Here is a 17180-nt window from a genome sequence, read left to right as displayed (position 1 = left end):
ACCCCAGACGGACCATTGACCTTGTCGAAACTCCCGCGCAGGAATCGACTGCCATACCAAGGATGATGCCGATGACGAACGCCTCCCGCGCCTCTTTGTTCACGCCGGTCCTGATCGGCGGCTCGCTCATCCTGTTGATCAACTTTGCCCTACGGGCCAGTTTCGGGGTCTTCCAGATCCCGATCGCCAGCGAATTCGGCTGGCCACGGGCCGAGTTCAGCCTGGCGATCGCGATCCAGAACCTGGCTTGGGGCATTGGCCAGCCGATCTTCGGCGCACTTGGCGAACGCTGGGGTGATCGCTGGTCGATCATCATCGGGGCGTTCCTGTATTCCGCCGGGCTGATCCTGACCGCCCATGCCACCGACCCCGCGACGATGCAGCTGCTGGAGGTGATGGTCGGCTTTGGCATCGCCGGAACCGGGTTTGGCGTCATCCTTGCGATCATCGGCCGCGCTTCCAGCGACGAAAATCGCAGCCTTGCGCTTGGCATCGCCACGGCGGCAGGCTCTGCCGGACAGGTCTTCGGCGCGCCGTTGGCCGAGGCGCTGCTGGGCTTCTATTCCTGGCAGTCGGTCTTCATCATCTTTGGCGTCCTGGTGCTGGCCTGCCTGTTCTTCCTGCCGCTTCTGGGCGACGGCAAGCCCGCCCCACGATCCGAGCTTGAGGAAAGCATGGGCAGCGTCCTGAAGCGCGCCTTTACCGACCCCTCGTATCTGATGATCTTCGCGGGCTTCTTTTCCTGTGGGTATCAGCTGGCCTTCATCACCGCCCATTTCCCCGCCATGATTACCGAGATGTGCGGGCCGATCAGTCCGACCGGAACCCTGGCAAGCCTAGGCATCACCACGACCTCGGCGCTCGGGGCTGCGGCGATTTCGCTGATCGGGCTGGCCAATATCGCGGGGGCGATCTTCGCGGGGTGGCTCGGCAAGCGCTACAGCAAGAAATACCTGCTGGCGGGCGTCTATACCCTGCGGACGATTGCGGCGGCGACTTTCATTCTGATGCCGATCACGCCGACGAGCGTCGTCATCTTTTCGGTCGTGATGGGGGCGCTGTGGCTGGCGACGGTGCCGCTGACCTCGGGTCTTGTCGCCTATATCTATGGGCTGCGCTACATGGGGACGCTTTACGGCTTCGTGTTCCTCAGCCACCAGCTCGGCTCGTTCCTGGGGGTCTGGCTGGGCGGCAAGATGTATGATGCCTATGGCGACTACACCATGGTCTGGTGGATCGGCGTCGGTGTCGGTGCCTTCAGCGCCCTGATCCATCTGCCCGTGCGCGAGGCGCCCGCACGCCTTGCCGCCGCGTGATCGCCACGGCTTGAACTTGGCAGGCCGCTGACGCAGCTTGCCGGCCGCAACCGAGGGACCAGAAAATGCGCTGGATCATGTCGCCGGGACTTCTGTCCCTTGTGCTGGGCTATACGCTCAGCCAGTTCTACCGCGCATTCCTGGCAGTGCTTGCACCGACGCTTCACGCCGAGCTTGGCGCGGGTCCGGCAGATCTGGCCCTGTCTTCCGGGCTTTGGTATATCGCCTTTGCCGCGATGCAGGTGCCGGTCGGCTGGGCGTTGGACCGTTTTGGCCCACGCGAGACCGTCGCCGTCCTGCTGGGTCTCGGCGGAGCGGGTGGCGCGCTGGTCTTCTCATTGGCGACCGCCCCTTGGCATGTCCATCTGGCGATGGCGTTGCTGGGCGTCGGCTGCGCCCCGGTGATGATGGGCAGTTTCTTCATATTTGCCCGGACCCTGCCCCCGGCATCGCTGAGCGCGGCGAATGGCGCGGTCGTGGGACTTGGATCGCTGGGCAACATGCTGGGTGCGGCTCCGCTGGTCTGGGTCAGCAACCAGCTCGGCTGGCGCGAGACGCTGCTGGCGCTGATGCTGGTTACCCTGGCCGTCGCGCTGACCGTCTTCACCTGCGTCAGGAACCCCGACCGTCCCGCGGGCAAGCTGCCTCCGGCACGGCTGCGCGACCTGCTGAAAGTGCGCGAGTTGTGGTTCATCCTGCCGCTTCTGGGCGTCACCTATGCTGCATCCGCCTGCATCCGAGGGCTTTGGGCCGGGCCGTATCTGGCCGAGGTCTTCGGCGCCAGCGACTATGCGATCGGCTGGGTCACGCTGGGCATGGGGGTCGCGATGGTCACGGCGAACCTGTCGGTCGGCTGGATCGTGCGGCTGTTTGGGTCCGACAAGCGCACCTCGATCGCCAATACCGTCCTGCTGTGCCTGGTGCTGACCACGCTGATGCTGGCGCCGGGCACCAGCCTTGGGCTGTCGGCGACGCTGCTGGTCATGGTCTGCATCTCGGACAGTTCCTATTCGCTGATCATGTCGCACGGGCGCGCCTTCCTGCCCCATCACCTGGTCGGGCGCGGCATCACCTTTCTCAACATGATCTCGATCGCCGGGGTCGGGGTGATGCAGTTCCTGTCGCGGCCGGTCTATCTGGCCACCTCGGCCCGGCATGAGCCCCCGGCGGCTTACGGTTACATTTTCATGTTCTTCCTGATACCTCTGGCGATCGGATTGGTTTTCTATCTGTTCAGTCCCGAGGATCGCCATGCACGAAATTGACGTCGTCGCGCCCAACCTGAAACGTCGCCTGTCGGGCGTCACGGCCACGGTCGTGCGGCTGATCCCGATCCAGTCGAGGATGATCGGCATCGTCACCACCGGCCCCGGCCTGCCGCCCGAGCTGCCGCATATCCCGCTGACCCGCGCGGCGACGCTGCCGCGCGACCGCTGGCGCGTCTGGCACGCGCGCCGGAACACCGAAATGGCATTGGGCCTGATCCTGCGCCGGCTGCTGGGGCGCCGTTATCGGCTGCTCTTCACGTCGGCGGCGCAGCGCGCCCATACCGGCTTCACCCGCTGGCTGATCCGCCAGCAGGACGCCCTGATCGCGACCTCGCCCCAGGCCGCCAGTTATCTTGAGCGCCCGGCGACAGTGATCCTGCATGGGGTCGATTTGACCGTCTTTCACCCTTCGGACCAGCGCGAAGCCCTGCGCGCGCGCATGGGTTTTGCCCCGCAGGACATCGTGATCGGCTGTTTCGGGCGCATCCGCGCGCAAAAAGGCGTCGACCTGCTGGTCGAAGCCGCTCTGGACCTGTTCCCCTCGCGCCCGCGGGCAAAGCTGATCTTCACCGGCCGCGTCACCGCCGACAACCAGAAGTTCACCGACGAGCTTATGGCTCGGATCAGTGCGGCGGGATTGGCGGATCGGATCCGCTTCCTTGGTGAGGTTCCGTGGGAGGAGGTGGTCCAGAACTATCAGGCCATCGATCTTTTCGCCGCCCCGGCCCGATGGGAGGGATTCGGCCTGACCCCGCTTGAGGCCATGGCCTGCGGCGTTCCCGTGGTCGCGCCCCGCGGCGTCGGCGCCTTCGAAACCCTGATCCGCGATGGCGAGACGGGCAGTCTGGTCGCCCGTGACGACGCCCGTTCGCTTGCCGATGCGCTGGCCCACTGGCTGGATGACGACGCGGCGCGCATCGCCGCCGGTCGCGCCGCCCGCGCCAATGTCGAAGCCAACCACTCGATCGAAGACGAGGCCCGCGCCATCGTCGCCGTCTATCGAAAGCTGCTCGGATGAACCGGCTTGGCTTCCTGCTCGCGCGGACCCTGCGGGACGAGGACGCGCTGCAGCGGCTTTCCGTGCCCCAGTCGCGCCTGCTGAGCGATCTTGCCGGCAAACGCTTGGCGCTGGTCGGAAATGCCCGCGCTCTGGCCGAAAGCCGCAATGGCGAACGCATCGATGCCGCCGATCTGGTCATCCGCATCAACCGCGCGCCGATGACCAGCCCCGAAAGCCACGGACGCCGGACGGATTGGCTGGCGCTGGCGATGCGTCTGCGTCAGGCAGACCGCGACCGCATCGGTCCGGCCCGCATCCTGTGGATGTCGCACAAGCGCAAGCGACTGGATTGGGAATCGGCCAGCAGCCCCGGTTTCTACCTGCATCCGCTGGGCGACTTCGCGGCTTTGCGCGACCGGCTGGACGCCCCGCCGACCACGGGCGCGATGATGATCGACCTGATCGCACGCTCGCCCGCGGCGGGGCTTGAGCTTTACGGCTTTGATTTCTTTGCCTCATTATCGCTGTCAGGCAGTCGGGATGCGGGCAAAGTGCCGCATGACTTCGGCAAAGAGGCAGAATTCGTGTCAAATCTACTTAAAAATGACCAACGCATCCGGCATATCCGCTGATTAGCCCACGGAAACCGCTTCCTTTTCCCGGTTTCCTGACCTATATCTCCTCGTCCTTAGATGAGGAGACCCCCAGATGGGCTACAAGGTCGTTGTCGCCGGCGCCACGGGGAACGTGGGCCGTGAAATGCTGAACATTCTCGCCGAGCGCGAGTTCCCTGCCGATGAGGTTGTTGCTCTGGCTTCGCGCCGGAGCCTTGGCACAGAGGTCAGCTTTGGCGACAAGACTTTGAAGTGCAAGGATATCGAGGGCTTCGACTTCACCGGCTACGATATCGCGCTGTTTGCGATCGGGTCGGACGCGACCAAGATCTATGCCCCGATTGCCGCTTCGCAAGGCTGCGTGGTCATCGATAACTCGTCGCTCTATCGCTATGATCCCCAGATCCCGCTGGTCGTGCCGGAAGTGAACCCGGACGCGGTCGAGGACTACCGCAACAAGATGATCATCGCGAACCCCAACTGTTCGACTGCTCAGATGGTTGTCGCGCTCAAGCCCCTGCATGATCGCGCCCGCATCAAGCGCGTCGTAGTCTCGACCTACCAGTCCGTTTCGGGCGCGGGGAAAGACGGCATGGACGAGCTGTGGAACCAGACCAAGGGCATGTATGTCCCCGGTCAGGAAGTCGAGCCGAAGAAGTTCCAGAAGCAGATCGCCTTCAACGTGATCCCGCAGATCGACGTCTTCCTGGACAGCGGTGACACCAAGGAAGAATGGAAGATGACGGCCGAGACGAAGAAGATCGTCGACCCGTCGATCAAGGTGACCGCGACCTGTGTTCGCGTGCCGGTCTTCGTGGGTCACTCGGAATCGGTGAACATCGAGTTCGAGGATTTTCTGGACGAGGACGAGGCCCGCGACATCCTGCGCGAGGCACCGGGGATTCTTGTCATCGACAAGCGCGAACCGGGCGGCTACTCGACCCCGGTCGAATGTGTCGGCGATTTCGCGACCTTCATCAGCCGCATCCGGCAGGACGTGACCGTCGAGAACGGCCTGAACATGTGGATCGTCTCGGACAACCTGCGCAAGGGCGCGGCGCTGAACGCGGTCCAGATCGCCGAACTGCTGGGGAACCGGTGCCTGAAGAAGGGCTGAACCCGGCGCAGTGCCTGTGTGATTATGGCGTCCCTCGGGGCGCCATTTTCATTTTCCCCCGACAGGCCCGCGCGACAATGTCCCGACTGAAATGGAGCGATCCATCGCCCTGCAAAGGTCGATCATCCGATTGGCGGCGCCAAAGACGACGCTAGGGAAAAAGCTGATGAGCCGCCTCAGGAAAACGGCTGTCGGGATCAGGCCGCGATTGCCCGTCTAGACGCGCGGCTTCGACATCAGGCCCCGCTCCAGCGCCTGGGCGAGCAGGTCGACCGCTTCTGCCAGACGCTCGTCGACCAGATGCAGGTATTGCGTCCAGTCGGACAATTGCCTGACCTCCGAAACGCCGTCCGAAATGCCGCGCAGGCCGATCATCGGGATGCCGAAGGACTGGCACGCGCGCAGAATGGCGAAGGTCTCCATGTCCACCATCTCGGCCTCGATACCATCATAGGCCGCGCCACTGACCACGCTGCCGCCGGTCGCAAGCGAAGCTGCGGGCAGGTCCGGGATGCGATGCGGCAGCGGGACACGGACGGGCAGTTGCAGAAATGGCGTCTCGCCCTTGGCATAGCCCAGGGCCGAGGCGTCCATGTCGCGATACTCGACCGCCCCGACCTGATAGACCTGCGCCTGCGCCAGGCTTGGCGATCCTGCCGAACCCAGCGACACGACCAGATCCGGCAGCCGGTCCGCATGTCGCAACGCCGCGAGCGCCCCGGTCAGCACCACCGCCGCCTCGATCGGGCCGACGCCGGTCATCAGCGGTGAGATGCGGCGGCGCAGATGCGGACCATATTCGGCGTCGACGGCCATGACGAACAACACGTCATGCCCGGATATCTTGTCCATCGCCGGAGCTGTGTGCATCGCGTCTCTCGTCTTGCGGGGCGTTCCAGTTGGATGGACCACAGGATCGCCCGGCATGCAATATCCCCGTCTCAGCCGGGCACCATCCGCGTGTCCGCATCCACGACCTGCCCGGATGCCTGCTGATCCTCAGCGACCGGGTGCTGAAAGCTCAGCATGACCCGCCCGCCGGACAATGGGCGCAGGCACCAGGCCAGCAGCCCCCCCGCAGGGCCGACCAGCGCCCCCCGCAAGGGTCCAGCGGACGAAGGTGCGCGGACGGACTGGCATAGCGTGTTCAGGCCGGGGCTTTCGCCACAGGACGCGGACCAGCGCGCGACCTGATCCTCGACCCCGGCCCGCGCGGCACCGCCCCAAAGCTCGACATAGCCGCGGTTCGACAGCAGCAGGTCGCCATTCGCGGCAAAGACGGCGACGGCATCGTCAAGCCCGTCCAGCACCTCAGCCCCCAGCGAGATATCGGCGCGGAACTTGCGCGTCAGCGAGATTTCCGAGGTAATGTCCTCGAACAGGAATGCCAGCGCGCCATCGGGATGCGGCCGCCCCGTCACGCGATAGGTCTGGCCGCCGGGCAGGGACCATGTTTCGACATGACGCCCCGAGGCCGAGGCGATCTCCAGCGTGTTCATCCGCTGCCGCCAACTGCGGTAATCCTTGGGCTCGGGCACCATCCGCGCCTCGCGCAGGCGGTCGAGAAAGGCGTAAAGCGTGGGCCGCGCGGTCAGGAAGCCGATGGCAAGCCCGGTCAGGTCGATCAGCGCAGGATTGAAAAGCTGCAGGTTCCGATCGCGGTCGAATATGGCCAGCCCGATCGGCAGGTCGGCAAATGTCTTGGTCAGCGTCTGCACGAATTCCCGCAGGCTGCGTTCCGCGCGGACCGCCGCATCGGCGGGCAGGGCAATCGCCACGGTCTGGTCGGCCACGTCATGAGCGTGGCAATCATACCAGCGGGATTGCCGCTCGCTTTGGATCTGCACGCGCTGGGACGCACCATGCGCGGTTTGCACCGCCTCGGTTCGTGGGGGCAGCTGAAACAATTGGGGCAGCGGCCACAACGTCTGCCCCTGCGCCACCGCGTCCGCAAGCTGCAGATAGGCCGAGTTCGCCCAGGTGACCTGACCCTGTTCATCCTGCCGCCAGGCCAGCATGGGCGAACGATCCATCGTGCTGCGCAGGATCTCCAGCTCATGCTGCATGGCAGCCAGCGTCAGGGAATCGACGACGATACCCGCGTTCTCGGCCATGGGATCGGCGATCGTCAGTCGCAACAACCCGTCGCCCACTTCCTCTGCCAGCAGGCGCAGTCCGGCAAGACCCGAATCCCGGCTGGCGATCTCGACTCGGCAAAGCCGTCCGATATCCTTCAGCGGGTCGACTGAATCCGGCATTCGGACGGCCAGCCAGGACAGCAAGCGCTGCCAGTCTCCTTCCCCGGGAAGCACGGTCAGAAGCGCGCGGGCGGGGGCGGTGGCATCGACAAGCTGGCGATCCCTGAACAGGAACACGATCGGCTCAAGCTCTCGTTCCAGGCGCAGGCGGGGGGCCGGGACCCGGTTGCGCCGGGCAAGGCCCGCCGCAAGCCCCCATGCCAGAACCACCGCAACCAGCGCGGCGGCGAAGGCGATCAGGAACTGTGTCAGCATGGGGCGACCTGTCCGGGGAATCACTCGATTCCACAGCTAGCCCGAGATGCTGAACAAAGAGTTAATCCTGCCCTAGCCGGTGATCTGGGGGTTTTCCCCCAAAGCGCCGCGATCCTCGGCCTCGATCAGCCCGCGCGGCCAGGTGACGGTGACTTGCGCGCCGCGCTGGCGGTTGCCGAAGCGCACATCCGCACCCGCGCGCTCAAGCAAGGTCTTGGCGATGAACAGGCCAAGTCCCATGCCTTCATAACTGCGCCCATCTTCGGCCCGCGGCCGGGTGGTCAGGAAGGGACTGCCGATCCGCGGCAATAGCGCGGGCGGAAAACCCGGCCCGTCATCGGCGATACGCAGCCGCAACTCGCGCCGACCGACACTGGCCTCGACCAGAACCTCGGCATTGGCGAAATCGACGGCATTCTGGATCAGGTTGCGCAAGCCGTGGATAAGCGCCGCATCACGCCGGATCGTGACCGGCTGGCCCGGAGTCTCGATCCGGATGCGCACGCCCCGATCGCGATGGGGCGCCGCGGCCTCTTCCAGCACCGCGCGCAGGGGAGCCTGATGGATCAGCAGGTCGTCGCGCCCCGCACTGCCCATCGAGCGCAGGATCGCGGCGCAGCGTTCCGCCGATTTCCGTAGCAGGGCCAAATCCTCGCCCAGATCCGTCCGGTCGGGCATCGCTTCGGAGATCTCGTCGGCCAACTCGGCGCTGACCAGCTTGATCGTGGCCAGCGGAGTGCCCATTTCATGCGCCGCCGCCGCGACGACGCCGCCCAGATGCTGCAGCTTCTGTTCACGCTCCAGCGCCATGCGCGCGGCGAACAGAGCGTCCGAGGTCGCGCTGATCTCTGCCGTCACGGTGCGGGCATAGAAAGCGAAGAACAGTGCCCCGATGATGATCGCGCACCAGTTCCCGACCAGCAGGGGATCGCTGAGCGTCAGGACCGGCCCTTCGGTAAAGGTCAGCGGACGCGCGAAATTGCCGGCCAGGGTCACCATGATGATGGTGGCGATCCCCAGCGCAACCAGTTGCCGGCCGGGCAGGGTGGTGGCGGCAACCGTGACCGGGGCCAGCAGCAGCAGCGCAAAGGGGTTGGTCAAACCGCCCGTCAACGACAGCAACGTCGCGATCTGTGCCAGGTCGAAGCCAAGTTGCCAGGCAGCCTCATAGGGGGTGATGCGCCGCGATCCGCGCAGCATCAGCGCCACGTTCACCAGAATCGCAAGCCCGATGACCATGAGAACCGGCCCCAGGACCAGATGCGCCCCGATCATCAACGCGACAGCCACCGCGCAGGACTGCCCGGCAATGGCCACCCAACGCAGCAGCATCAAGGTGCGCAGACGGATCGGCTCTGGTCCCGGCTGGCCGGGAAGGAAATCGAAACGTCGAGAGACAAGGCCGATAAACACCCGACTTCTCCTGCTTGGAAAACCACGGCTAGATACGCAGGCTTTCCGTTTCCTTCAACCGCAAGGCAACTTGTCCCGCGATCACCTGACCGGCATTTGACCCGGCAAGGGAATGGGCCTAGAAGGCCGCCGGTTATTCAGGGGTAATTGGACATGGCCGAAAGCCAGAATATCGGACCCGATCCCAGCCTGCTATTGGTTGATGACGACGAAATCTTTCTGGGCCGTATGGCGCGCGCGTTGCAAAAACGCGGATTCGAGGTCGCGATGGCAGGGTCAGTCGCCGACGCGCGCGCCATCGTGCAATCCAGCCCTCCCGCCTATGCCGTGGTCGATCTGAGGCTTGAGGACGGCAACGGCCTTGATGTCGTCGATGCGTTGCGCGAAGCGCGGGCGGATGCGCGAATCGTGGTCCTGACCGGATATGGCGCCATCGCCACCGCAGTCGCGGCAGTGAAAATGGGCGCAACCGATTACCTGTCCAAGCCCGCCGATGCCGATGAGGTGATGCGCGCGCTGATTTCCAGCACGACCGAGGTTCTTCCCCCCGCGCCGGAATCGCCGATGTCCGCGGATCGCGTGCGCTGGGAACATATCCAGCGTGTTTATGAGCAATGCGAACGAAATGTCAGTGAAACGGCACGCAGGCTTCATATGCATCGCCGGACGCTTCAGCGCATTCTGGCCAAGCGCAGCCCAAGATAATCGGACGCGCAGTCTTTCTTGCATGCAAGCGAATATATCGCGTAATATATCCGCGTAAGTGAAATACCCCTCAGGAAATGAGAATTATGGAATTGGACCTGGACAAAATGTCCCTTCGCGAACTTCGCGATCTTCGCAACAAGGTCGAGAAAGCGATTTCGACCTTTGAGGATCGCCGTAAACGCGAAGCGATTGCCGCAGTCGAGAATGCGGCGCGCGAGTTTGGCTTCAGCCTCGCCGATCTGGCGGATGCCAAGCAAAACCGCAGCAAGGTCGCACCGAAATACGCCAATCCTGCCGATCCCCAGGCCACCTGGACCGGCCGCGGACGCAAGCCGCGCTGGGTCATCGAGGCGCTGGACGCCGGTCGCAAGCTTGAAGATCTTGAGATCTGATTACAATGCTCCGCCCTTGGGCGGAGCATTTCATTTCGGCTGGCGATCGATTTCCGCGATCACGGCCTGAAAACGCTCAAGATAGGCATTCCGCGTTTCTACCGGAGGGCGAAGCCTGATTTCCAGGCCTTGCAGCAATTCGGAATCCGGGACGGGAAACAACCGATCCGCTTCGGCCCTTGAAAATCCGGCGATCTGAATCGCCTCAAGCCAGGCGGAAACCCGATCGGCGCGTTTGATCGCAGCCTTGACCGGTTTTGGCAATTGCGCGGGCAATCCGAATCGACGGTGAATCGCCGCGGTCAGGCGCGCGTCCATTTCACCGTATTCGCGCCCCAATGCCGCCTTGACCGGGGAAATCATGTCCCCGATCACATATTCCGGCGCATCGTGAAGCAATGCCGCCAGATGCCAGATCGGCGCAGTCTCGGGTTCGGTGCGCCGGTGGATTTCCTCGACCAGAAGCGAGTGTTCGGCCACGGAATAGGCCCAGTCGCCGCGCGTCTGCCCATTCCAGCGGGCGACGAAGGACAAGCCATGCGCGATGTCGCCGATTTCGATATCGAAAGGCGTCGGGTCAAGAAGATCCAGCCGCCGCCCGGAAAGCATCCTTTGCCACGCCCGTGTCACGCGCCTTGTCATCAACCCATCCCCGCCGATCGGCAAAGGCTAGCCGCCGCGAGCAACGGATGCCAGAAAATGAAATGGCCCGCTTCCGAGAGGAAACGGGCCGCGAGATCAAGTCCCGATCGTTCAGGACAGCTGTTGGTCGGCGGGGCGCTCGGCCTGGACGCGGCGGGCGATTTCCTGGCGATACAGCGCGACGAAATCGACCGGGTCCATGTTGAAGGGCGGGAAGCCGCCATCACGCGTCATGTCCGAGATGATGCGGCGCACATAGGGGAACAGCATCCGCGGGCATTCGATCATCAGGAAGGGATGCAGCTGGTCCTCGGGCACGCCCTCGACATGGAAGATCCCGCCGTAATCCAGCTCGCACAGGAAGATCGGCGACTTGTCCTTGGAGTTGGTGGATTGCACACGGAACTTGCAGACCACCTCGTACTGGTTCTCGACCTGCCGCTTGCGGGCATCCAGGCTGACCTGCACCGCGATCTCGGGCTGGACCTCGCCCGAAGGCAGACCCTTTTGCGCGACGGCATTCTCAAAGGACAGGTCGCGGATGTACTGGGTCAGGATCTGCATGCGGACGGCGGGCTGGGCGCCATTCGGCACGCCGGTATTGGTTTCTTCGCTCATTGGGGTCTCCCTGCTTTGCGGGGCGTTCTAGCACTGTGGCGGGCGGCGCTCAATGCCGGGTCCACCCCGACTTTCCGCCAGTCCCACCCTGCGTCCGCCCGTCGGTCAGACCCTCGCGCACCGGGGCAGGCGGATCGTCCTGGACCGAATACTCGCCGTCGATCACCCCGTCACGGGACGAACCGCGTCGGAAACCCGCAGGGTAATCTCCGGCAAAATCGCTGTCGCGACCCGGCGCGCGATAGCCATAGCCCGTGCCGGACACGCCGATGCGGCGCCCCATCCAGCGCATGACCAGTTCCCGCACCGCGGGGATCAGCAGCAGAAGACCAAGGGCGCTGGTGAAAAGTCCCGGCACGATCAGCAGAAGCCCCGCGATCATGATCAGCGCGCCATGCGCCATCGGCGCGGCCGGGTCACGGAATTCCTGCATGGCCCGCTGCACGTCCAGCATCGCCAGCGCGCCCTGACGGCGCATCACGGCGGTTCCCCCCAGCGTCGAAAGCACGACCAGCGCGATGGTCGGCAAGACCCCGATCGCTCCGCCGACCTGGATGAACAGCGCGATCTCGACGATCGGCAGGATCACGAATGGCAATAGCAGCCACATGGGCGCCCCCTTAACTTCAGACTTCTCCGGGCGGTCAACTGGACTTGGCCTTCCCTGCACCCTACATAGGTATTTGACGCCCAGTAAGAAAGCTCTCCCAGGACCGTTGATGTCGAACCCCATGCTGCAACTTCTTGTTCTAGCCGCGATCGCCGTTTTCCTGATCCTGCGTTTGCGGGGTGTCCTTGGCACGCGGGACGGCTTCGAAGCCCCGCGAGTCCCGGACGAAACGTCGCCCCCCCGCCGCTTCGACGTCGTCGAAGGGACGCCGGACCATTTTGACAACGATATCGACGACCATGCCGAGCCGGGCAGCGCCAATGCGCGCGCATTGGCCGCGATGAAGCAGGTCGAGCCCGATTTCGCCGTCGGCCCATTCCTTTCAGGCGGGAAAGCCGCCTATGAAATGATCCTGATGGCTTTCGAGCGCGGCGATATTTCCGAGGTGCGTGCCTTCCTGGCCCCTCCGGTCGCCGCCGCCTTCGAAAGCGTCATCGCCGATCGCAAGGCCCGGGGCCTGACGACCGAGGCGCAGTACCTGGGCACGCGTGAAACCGCGCTGACCGCCGCCGAGTTCAATCCCGCGACCCGGCAGGCTGAAATCTCGATCCGCTTCGTGGGTGAGATGATCGTTGCAACCCGCGATGCCCAGGGCAATGTTGTCGACGGCGATCCCAAGGCCGCGCGCAAGCAGCGTGACACCTGGACCTTCGCGCGCCAGATGGGTTCGCAGGATCCGAACTGGCAGCTTGTCGCCACTGCGTGATGGCACGGCGCAGGGGCCTTTCGGCCGATGAAAAGGCCCTTTGGTCCCGCGTCGCCTCGACCGCGGTGCCGCTGCACCCCCGTCGCAGCGATGCTGCCCCGCTTCCCGATACCCTGATCTCGACCCCGCAGGTAAAGCCCTTGCCACCGGCGGCGTCCCGGCCCGACCTGATGCCGCTGGACGATTTCCGGATCGGGGCGCGTCCGTTGAAGTCGGCCTCGACCCGGATCGAACTGTCCTCGCATCCCGCCCAGTCGGTGCGCGAGCACCCGTTGCGGATGGATCACAAGACCCATCGCCGGATGAACCAGGGCAAGCTTGCTCCCGAAGCGCGGATCGACCTGCACGGCATGACGCTGAGCGTCGCCCAGCCGAATCTGATCCGTTTCGTGATGAATGCCCATACCTCGGGGCTGCGTCTGGTGCTGGTCATCACCGGCAAGGGACGCGAAGGCGGGCCGGATGCGCCCCTGCCAGTCCGCCCGGGCGCGCTGCGCCACAATGTTCCGCTATGGCTGCACATGGCACCGCTGGCACCCCTTGTCCTGCAGGTGCGGCCTGCCCATCGCCGCCATGGTGGCGAGGGCGCCTATTACGTCTATTTGCGGCGCTGACGAAAACGCGGCCCGATGGGCCGCGAAGTCATGAACCGTAATTGGCCTTGGGTCCGGCGAACCACCAGATGATCAGCCCCAGCACCGGCAGGACCGCCACCAGCACGATCCAGATGATCTTGGTCGAAGTCTGGACATTCGTGTTGATGATCGAAGCGATCGCCCAGACGTCCAGTGCGAAGATGATCGCGCTGATGATATAGCCCATGAGTACTCCCCAAGCTGCTGCCACCCTCAACGATCGCAGCAGCCGGAAGTTCCGTCACAGGACGTAGCGTGACAGGTCCGTCGAACGGGCAAGGTCGCCCAAGTGCTTCTCGACAAAGGCCTCGTCCACCGTCACCGCCTCGCCCGAGCGATCGGGGGCGCCGAAGGACAGCTCCTCGAAGACGCGTTCGATGACGGTGTAAAGCCGGCGCGCACCGATATTCTCGACCGAACCGTTCACCTCGGCGGCGATCCGGGCCAGGGCGCGGATGCCGGTTTCCGTGAAGCCGACCTCGACCCCCTCGGTCGCCATCAGCGCGGTATACTGGCGCGTCAGGGCGTTATCGGTCTCGGTCAGGATGCGGACGAAATCCTCTTCCGTCAGCGGACGCAGTTCGACCCGGATCGGCAGGCGGCCCTGAAGCTCGGGCAGCAGGTCCGAGGGCTTGGCGATGTGGAAAGCGCCCGAGGCGATGAACAGGATATGGTCGGTCTTCACGGGGCCATACTTGGTCGAGACGGTCGTACCCTCGATCAGCGGCAACAGGTCTCGCTGCACGCCTTCGCGGCTGACATCACCACCACGCGCATCGGTCCGGGCAGCGACCTTGTCGATCTCGTCGATGAAGACGATGCCGTTCTCCTGCACCGTCTCCAGTGCCGCGGCCTTGACCGCCTCGTCGTCCAGAAGCTTGTCGGCCTCTTCGGCGATCAGCAGTTCATAGCTTTCCGATACCGTGACCTTGCGCCGCACCTTGCGCCCGCCAAAGGCCTTCATCAGCCCCGACAGGTCCATCATGCCGCCCATTCCGCCAGGCTGGCCGGGGACTTCCATCATGCCCAGCGGGTTCGAATTGTCCTGAAGCTCAAGCTCGATGACCGTGTCGTCCAACTCGCCCCGCTTCAGCTTGTCGCGGAACATCGCCGTGGTCTGCTCGCGCGCACCATCGCCCGCAAGGGCCGCGACCACGCGGTCCTCGGCGGACTTGTGGGCCTTGGCCTTGACCTCCTCGCGCATCCGTTCGCGCGTCTCGATGATCGCGGCATCGGTCAGGTCGCGGATGATCTGCTCGACATCGCGCCCGACATAGCCGACTTCGGTAAACTTGGTCGCCTCGACCTTCAGGAAGGGCGCGCGCGCCAGCTTGGCCAGGCGACGGCTGATCTCGGTCTTGCCGACGCCGGTCGGGCCGATCATCAGGATGTTCTTCGGATAGACCTCGTCGCGAAGATCGTCGCCCAATTGGCGACGACGCCAGCGGTTGCGCAAAGCCACGGCAACGGCGCGCTTGGCATCCTTCTGACCGATGATAAAGCGATCCAGCTCGGACACGATCTCGCGCGGCGTCAAATCACTCATGTTGAAACCTCTCTTCATGCTGGAAACGGCCTTGAATTCACCGTTTCCGAAATACCCCGGGGGAGTCCGCAGGACGGGGGCAGAGCCCCCTTCAGCCCAGAATCTCGACGGTCAGGTTGCCGTTCGTATAGACGCAGATGTCGGCTGCGATCGCCATCGCCTTGCGGGCAACGTCTTCGGCATCCAGATCGCTTGCCATCAGGCCGCGCGCCGCCGCCAGGGCAAAGTTTCCGCCCGACCCGATGGCCGCCACGTCATGCTCGGGTTCCAGCACGTCGCCCGCGCCCGTCACGACGAATATGTCCTTGCCGTCGGTAACGATCAGCATGGCCTCCAGGTTGCGCAGGTACTTGTCCATGCGCCAGTCCTTGGCCAGATCGACACAGGCCCGCGCCAGCTGTCCCGGTGCGGATTCAAGCTTCTTCTCCAGCCGCTCAAGCAGGGTAAAGGCATCTGCAGTCGAGCCGGCAAAGCCCACTACCACGTCATGCCCGCCGGGGGTCAGCCGGCGCACCTTGCGGGCCGTGCCCTTCATTACCGTCGGGCCGACACTGACCTGACCATCCCCGGCGACGACCACCTTGCCGCCACGCCGCACCGCAAGGATCGTGGTGCCGTGCCAGCCGGGAAACTTTTCATCGGACATGCATATTCTCCGCATTGGTCTTGGCCCGTCAGATATGGGCCGGGCGGGGGTTTCGCAACCCGGCCCCTGCCGCTAGGCTTTGACGATGACCCTGCCGACGACGCTGCGCATCTACCTGGAAGCCCCGATGCTGAGGTCCGCCAGCGAGGGCAGCTTCAACTTCCTGAACGTGTTGAAGGCCACGGTGGAAGGGGCTGGCTGGCAGGTCGAGTGGTGCGAGACGGGGGCCGAGGCGCGTCGGCGCGCGCCCGACCTTGACGGCTATGCGCTGTTTCATGCCGAGGCCCCGACGCATGACCGCGCGCTGACCTTTCGACGCGCCTATCACTATCCCTTCTGGCAGATCGAGCGGGCGCAGCAGCGCTGGCGATTCGACGTGGCGCGCAGCGAATTCGTCCCGGCCCAGGTGGATGCCGGGCGGGCCGGCCAGTTCGTGCAAAGGCTGCGGGATCGGGTTCTGCCCGGCGCACCACCAAGGCGCGGGGAAAGCATCCTGGTGCCCTTGCAGGCCGAGCTGCGCCGTTGCCGCAGCTTCCAGACCATGAGCCCCGTCGAGATGCTGGATGAGGTCGCCGCGACAGGCCGTCCGGTGGTGGCGACGCTTCATCCGAAAATTCCACATGATGCCGCCGATGATGCGGCCTTGCAGCAGGTGGCGGCCCGCCATCCGAACCTGCGTATCGCAACCGGGACGACGATGACACTTTTGCGCGATTGCGCCTTTGTCGCGACGGAAAACAGCGCCGTCGCCTTTGACGGCTTCCTGCTGGGCAAGCCCGCAGTGCTGTTCGGCCAGATCGACTTCCACCACATCGCGCTGAATGTCGCCGATCTGGGGCCAAATGCGGCACTCGCGGCTGCGGATAGCCATGCGCCGGAATTCGATCGATATATCTATTGGTTCCTGCAGGAAAAGGCGATCAACGCAACCCTGCCCGACGCGGGATCGCGCATCCTTGCCGCAATGAAAAGGGGCGGCTGGTCCATCTGACCACCGCCCCCATTGTTCGACTTTAAAAACTGATCAGATCGCGTCGTCGATCCAGGCTTTCAGCGCCGCTTTCGGCGCCGCGCCGATCTTGTTCGAGACGACCTGGCCGTCCTTGAACAGGAACAGCGCCGGAATGCCGCGCACGCCAAGGGCCGCCGGGCTTTCCGGATTCTCGTCCACGTTGACCTTCACGATCTTGACCTTGCCGCCATATTCCGCGGCAAGCTCTTCCAGCGCCGGACCGATCTGGCGGCAAGGGCCACACCATTCGGCCCAGAAATCGACCACGACCGGGGTCGCGGACTGGCGGACTTCGCTGTCAAATTCGGCGTCGGAAACGGCTTGAGTGGCCATTGAAATCTCCTGCGATACGCCGGGTTGGGCC

20 protein-coding genes are annotated in these 17180 nt (G+C 64.4%); 10 read left to right on the top strand and 10 right to left on the bottom strand.

Annotated features, from left to right (window positions below):
- Positions 1 to 71 precede the first annotated feature (71 nt).
- The 5 genes from RM190_RS13010 to RM190_RS12990 all read left to right on the top strand — a co-directional run bounded on the left by RM190_RS13010 (position 72) and on the right by RM190_RS12990 (position 5315).
- Positions 72 to 1316 carry an MFS transporter gene (locus RM190_RS13010; RefSeq protein WP_311759883.1) on the top strand — a complete coding sequence of 415 codons (1245 nt, stop codon included), beginning with the start codon at positions 72 to 74 and terminating at the stop codon, positions 1314 to 1316.
- Positions 1317 to 1381: 65 nt separating this feature from the next.
- A complete protein-coding gene (locus RM190_RS13005; protein WP_311759882.1) occupies positions 1382 to 2581 on the top strand; it encodes an MFS transporter in 1200 nt (399 codons plus the stop codon).
- On the top strand, positions 2568 to 3602 hold the full coding sequence (locus RM190_RS13000; protein ID WP_311759881.1) for a glycosyltransferase family 4 protein: 1035 nt from the start codon (positions 2568 to 2570) through the stop codon (positions 3600 to 3602). The genes RM190_RS13005 and RM190_RS13000 overlap by 14 nt, the downstream gene beginning before the upstream one ends.
- A complete protein-coding gene (locus RM190_RS12995; RefSeq protein WP_311759880.1) occupies positions 3599 to 4216 on the top strand; it encodes a glycosyltransferase family 29 protein in 618 nt (205 codons plus the stop codon). Before RM190_RS13000 ends, RM190_RS12995 begins: the two co-directional genes overlap by 4 nt.
- A gap of 76 nt (positions 4217 to 4292) precedes the next feature.
- A complete protein-coding gene (locus RM190_RS12990; RefSeq protein WP_311759879.1) occupies positions 4293 to 5315 on the top strand; it encodes an aspartate-semialdehyde dehydrogenase in 1023 nt (340 codons plus the stop codon).
- A gap of 216 nt (positions 5316 to 5531) precedes the next feature.
- Here the strand turns inward: RM190_RS12990 and RM190_RS12985 are convergent, their stop codons facing one another.
- The 3 genes from RM190_RS12985 to RM190_RS12975 all read right to left on the bottom strand — a co-directional run bounded on the left by RM190_RS12985 (position 5532) and on the right by RM190_RS12975 (position 9235).
- The gene (locus RM190_RS12985; protein WP_311759878.1) at positions 5532 to 6167 is read right to left on the bottom strand and encodes a 5'-methylthioadenosine/S-adenosylhomocysteine nucleosidase; all 636 of its coding nucleotides are present in this window, start codon (positions 6165 to 6167) and stop codon (positions 5532 to 5534) included.
- A gap of 89 nt (positions 6168 to 6256) precedes the next feature.
- Positions 6257 to 7828: a PAS-domain containing protein gene (locus RM190_RS12980; RefSeq protein WP_311759877.1), complete on the bottom strand. Its 1572-nt coding sequence runs from the start codon at positions 7826 to 7828 to the stop codon at positions 6257 to 6259.
- A 72-nt stretch (positions 7829 to 7900) separates the two neighbouring features.
- Positions 7901 to 9235, bottom strand: a complete 1335-nt coding sequence (locus RM190_RS12975) for an ActS/PrrB/RegB family redox-sensitive histidine kinase (RefSeq protein ID WP_390908394.1) — start codon at positions 9233 to 9235, stop codon at positions 7901 to 7903.
- A 159-nt stretch (positions 9236 to 9394) separates the two neighbouring features.
- Here RM190_RS12975 and RM190_RS12970 point away from each other — a divergent pair, with 159 nt between their 5' ends.
- Positions 9395 to 9946 carry an ActR/PrrA/RegA family redox response regulator transcription factor gene (locus tag RM190_RS12970; RefSeq protein ID WP_311759875.1) on the top strand — a complete coding sequence of 184 codons (552 nt, stop codon included), beginning with the start codon at positions 9395 to 9397 and terminating at the stop codon, positions 9944 to 9946.
- An 86-nt stretch (positions 9947 to 10032) separates the two neighbouring features.
- On the top strand, positions 10033 to 10341 hold the full coding sequence (locus tag RM190_RS12965; RefSeq protein WP_311759874.1) for an H-NS histone family protein: 309 nt from the start codon (positions 10033 to 10035) through the stop codon (positions 10339 to 10341).
- Between the two features lie 30 nt (positions 10342 to 10371).
- On the opposite strand, the gene RM190_RS12960 is transcribed toward RM190_RS12965, so the two are convergent.
- The 3 genes from RM190_RS12960 to RM190_RS12950 form a co-directional block, all read right to left on the bottom strand.
- A complete protein-coding gene (locus tag RM190_RS12960; protein WP_311759873.1) occupies positions 10372 to 10983 on the bottom strand; it encodes an HD family hydrolase in 612 nt (203 codons plus the stop codon).
- Positions 10984 to 11094: 111 nt separating this feature from the next.
- Positions 11095 to 11601, bottom strand: a complete 507-nt coding sequence (secB, locus tag RM190_RS12955) for a protein-export chaperone SecB (RefSeq protein WP_311759872.1) — start codon at positions 11599 to 11601, stop codon at positions 11095 to 11097.
- Between the two features lie 49 nt (positions 11602 to 11650).
- Positions 11651 to 12211 (bottom strand): FxsA family protein, encoded by a 561-nt coding sequence (locus tag RM190_RS12950; protein ID WP_311759871.1) that lies wholly within the window; start codon positions 12209 to 12211, stop codon positions 11651 to 11653.
- A 109-nt stretch (positions 12212 to 12320) separates the two neighbouring features.
- Between RM190_RS12950 and RM190_RS12945 the strand changes: the two genes are divergently transcribed.
- Entirely contained in the window at positions 12321 to 12977 is a 657-nt protein-coding gene (locus tag RM190_RS12945; RefSeq protein WP_311759870.1) for a Tim44/TimA family putative adaptor protein, read from the top strand.
- Positions 12977 to 13591 carry a Smr/MutS family protein gene (locus RM190_RS12940; RefSeq protein ID WP_311759869.1) on the top strand — a complete coding sequence of 205 codons (615 nt, stop codon included), beginning with the start codon at positions 12977 to 12979 and terminating at the stop codon, positions 13589 to 13591. Before RM190_RS12945 ends, RM190_RS12940 begins: the two co-directional genes overlap by 1 nt.
- Before the next feature lie 28 nt (positions 13592 to 13619).
- On the opposite strand, the gene RM190_RS12935 is transcribed toward RM190_RS12940, so the two are convergent.
- The 3 genes from RM190_RS12935 to hslV form a co-directional block, all read right to left on the bottom strand.
- The gene (locus RM190_RS12935; protein WP_311759868.1) at positions 13620 to 13799 is read right to left on the bottom strand and encodes a PLD nuclease N-terminal domain-containing protein; all 180 of its coding nucleotides are present in this window, start codon (positions 13797 to 13799) and stop codon (positions 13620 to 13622) included.
- A gap of 54 nt (positions 13800 to 13853) precedes the next feature.
- Positions 13854 to 15158, bottom strand: a complete 1305-nt coding sequence (hslU, locus tag RM190_RS12930; RefSeq protein WP_311759867.1) for an ATP-dependent protease ATPase subunit HslU — start codon at positions 15156 to 15158, stop codon at positions 13854 to 13856.
- Between the two features lie 91 nt (positions 15159 to 15249).
- Positions 15250 to 15804: an ATP-dependent protease subunit HslV gene (hslV, locus tag RM190_RS12925; protein ID WP_311759866.1), complete on the bottom strand. Its 555-nt coding sequence runs from the start codon at positions 15802 to 15804 to the stop codon at positions 15250 to 15252.
- A gap of 85 nt (positions 15805 to 15889) precedes the next feature.
- Here hslV and RM190_RS12920 point away from each other — a divergent pair, with 85 nt between their 5' ends.
- Complete coding sequence (locus RM190_RS12920) at positions 15890 to 16795, top strand: hypothetical protein (protein WP_311759865.1); 906 nt, start codon at positions 15890 to 15892, stop codon at positions 16793 to 16795.
- Between the two features lie 33 nt (positions 16796 to 16828).
- Here the strand turns inward: RM190_RS12920 and trxA are convergent, their stop codons facing one another.
- On the bottom strand, positions 16829 to 17149 hold the full coding sequence (trxA, locus tag RM190_RS12915; RefSeq protein ID WP_311759864.1) for a thioredoxin: 321 nt from the start codon (positions 17147 to 17149) through the stop codon (positions 16829 to 16831).
- Between the last annotated feature and the right edge of the window lie 31 nt (positions 17150 to 17180).

It is taken from the genome of Paracoccus broussonetiae, assembly GCF_031854425.1.
In the GTDB taxonomy this organism is placed as follows: Bacteria; Pseudomonadota; Alphaproteobacteria; order Rhodobacterales; family Rhodobacteraceae; genus Paracoccus; species Paracoccus broussonetiae.
The sequence above is the reverse complement of the archived record's forward strand: the minus strand, read 5'-3'. Positions and strand labels throughout refer to the sequence as shown.

Excerpts from the sequence above, each read along its gene's own strand:
- RM190_RS13010 (WP_311759883.1), top strand. The coding sequence starts at position 72 with ATGACGAACGCCTCCCGCGCCTCTTTGTTCACGCCGGTCCTGATCGGC.
- RM190_RS13005 (WP_311759882.1), top strand. The coding sequence starts at position 1,382 with ATGCGCTGGATCATGTCGCCGGGACTTCTGTCCCTTGTGCTGGGCTAT.
- RM190_RS13000 (WP_311759881.1), top strand. The coding sequence starts at position 2,568 with ATGCACGAAATTGACGTCGTCGCGCCCAACCTGAAACGTCGCCTGTCG.
- RM190_RS12995 (WP_311759880.1), top strand. The coding sequence starts at position 3,599 with ATGAACCGGCTTGGCTTCCTGCTCGCGCGGACCCTGCGGGACGAGGAC.
- RM190_RS12990 (WP_311759879.1), top strand. The coding sequence starts at position 4,293 with ATGGGCTACAAGGTCGTTGTCGCCGGCGCCACGGGGAACGTGGGCCGT.
- RM190_RS12985 (WP_311759878.1), bottom strand. The coding sequence starts at position 6,167 with ATGGACAAGATATCCGGGCATGACGTGTTGTTCGTCATGGCCGTCGAC.
- RM190_RS12980 (WP_311759877.1), bottom strand. The coding sequence starts at position 7,828 with ATGCTGACACAGTTCCTGATCGCCTTCGCCGCCGCGCTGGTTGCGGTG.
- RM190_RS12970 (WP_311759875.1), top strand. The coding sequence starts at position 9,395 with ATGGCCGAAAGCCAGAATATCGGACCCGATCCCAGCCTGCTATTGGTT.
- RM190_RS12965 (WP_311759874.1), top strand. The coding sequence starts at position 10,033 with ATGGAATTGGACCTGGACAAAATGTCCCTTCGCGAACTTCGCGATCTT.
- RM190_RS12960 (WP_311759873.1), bottom strand. The coding sequence starts at position 10,983 with ATGACAAGGCGCGTGACACGGGCGTGGCAAAGGATGCTTTCCGGGCGG.
- secB (WP_311759872.1), bottom strand. The coding sequence starts at position 11,601 with ATGAGCGAAGAAACCAATACCGGCGTGCCGAATGGCGCCCAGCCCGCC.
- RM190_RS12950 (WP_311759871.1), bottom strand. The coding sequence starts at position 12,211 with ATGTGGCTGCTATTGCCATTCGTGATCCTGCCGATCGTCGAGATCGCG.
- RM190_RS12945 (WP_311759870.1), top strand. The coding sequence starts at position 12,321 with ATGTCGAACCCCATGCTGCAACTTCTTGTTCTAGCCGCGATCGCCGTT.
- RM190_RS12940 (WP_311759869.1), top strand. The coding sequence starts at position 12,977 with ATGGCACGGCGCAGGGGCCTTTCGGCCGATGAAAAGGCCCTTTGGTCC.
- RM190_RS12935 (WP_311759868.1), bottom strand. The coding sequence starts at position 13,799 with ATGGGCTATATCATCAGCGCGATCATCTTCGCACTGGACGTCTGGGCG.
- hslU (WP_311759867.1), bottom strand. The coding sequence starts at position 15,158 with ATGAGTGATTTGACGCCGCGCGAGATCGTGTCCGAGCTGGATCGCTTT.
- hslV (WP_311759866.1), bottom strand. The coding sequence starts at position 15,804 with ATGTCCGATGAAAAGTTTCCCGGCTGGCACGGCACCACGATCCTTGCG.
- RM190_RS12920 (WP_311759865.1), top strand. The coding sequence starts at position 15,890 with ATGACCCTGCCGACGACGCTGCGCATCTACCTGGAAGCCCCGATGCTG.
- trxA (WP_311759864.1), bottom strand. The coding sequence starts at position 17,149 with ATGGCCACTCAAGCCGTTTCCGACGCCGAATTTGACAGCGAAGTCCGC.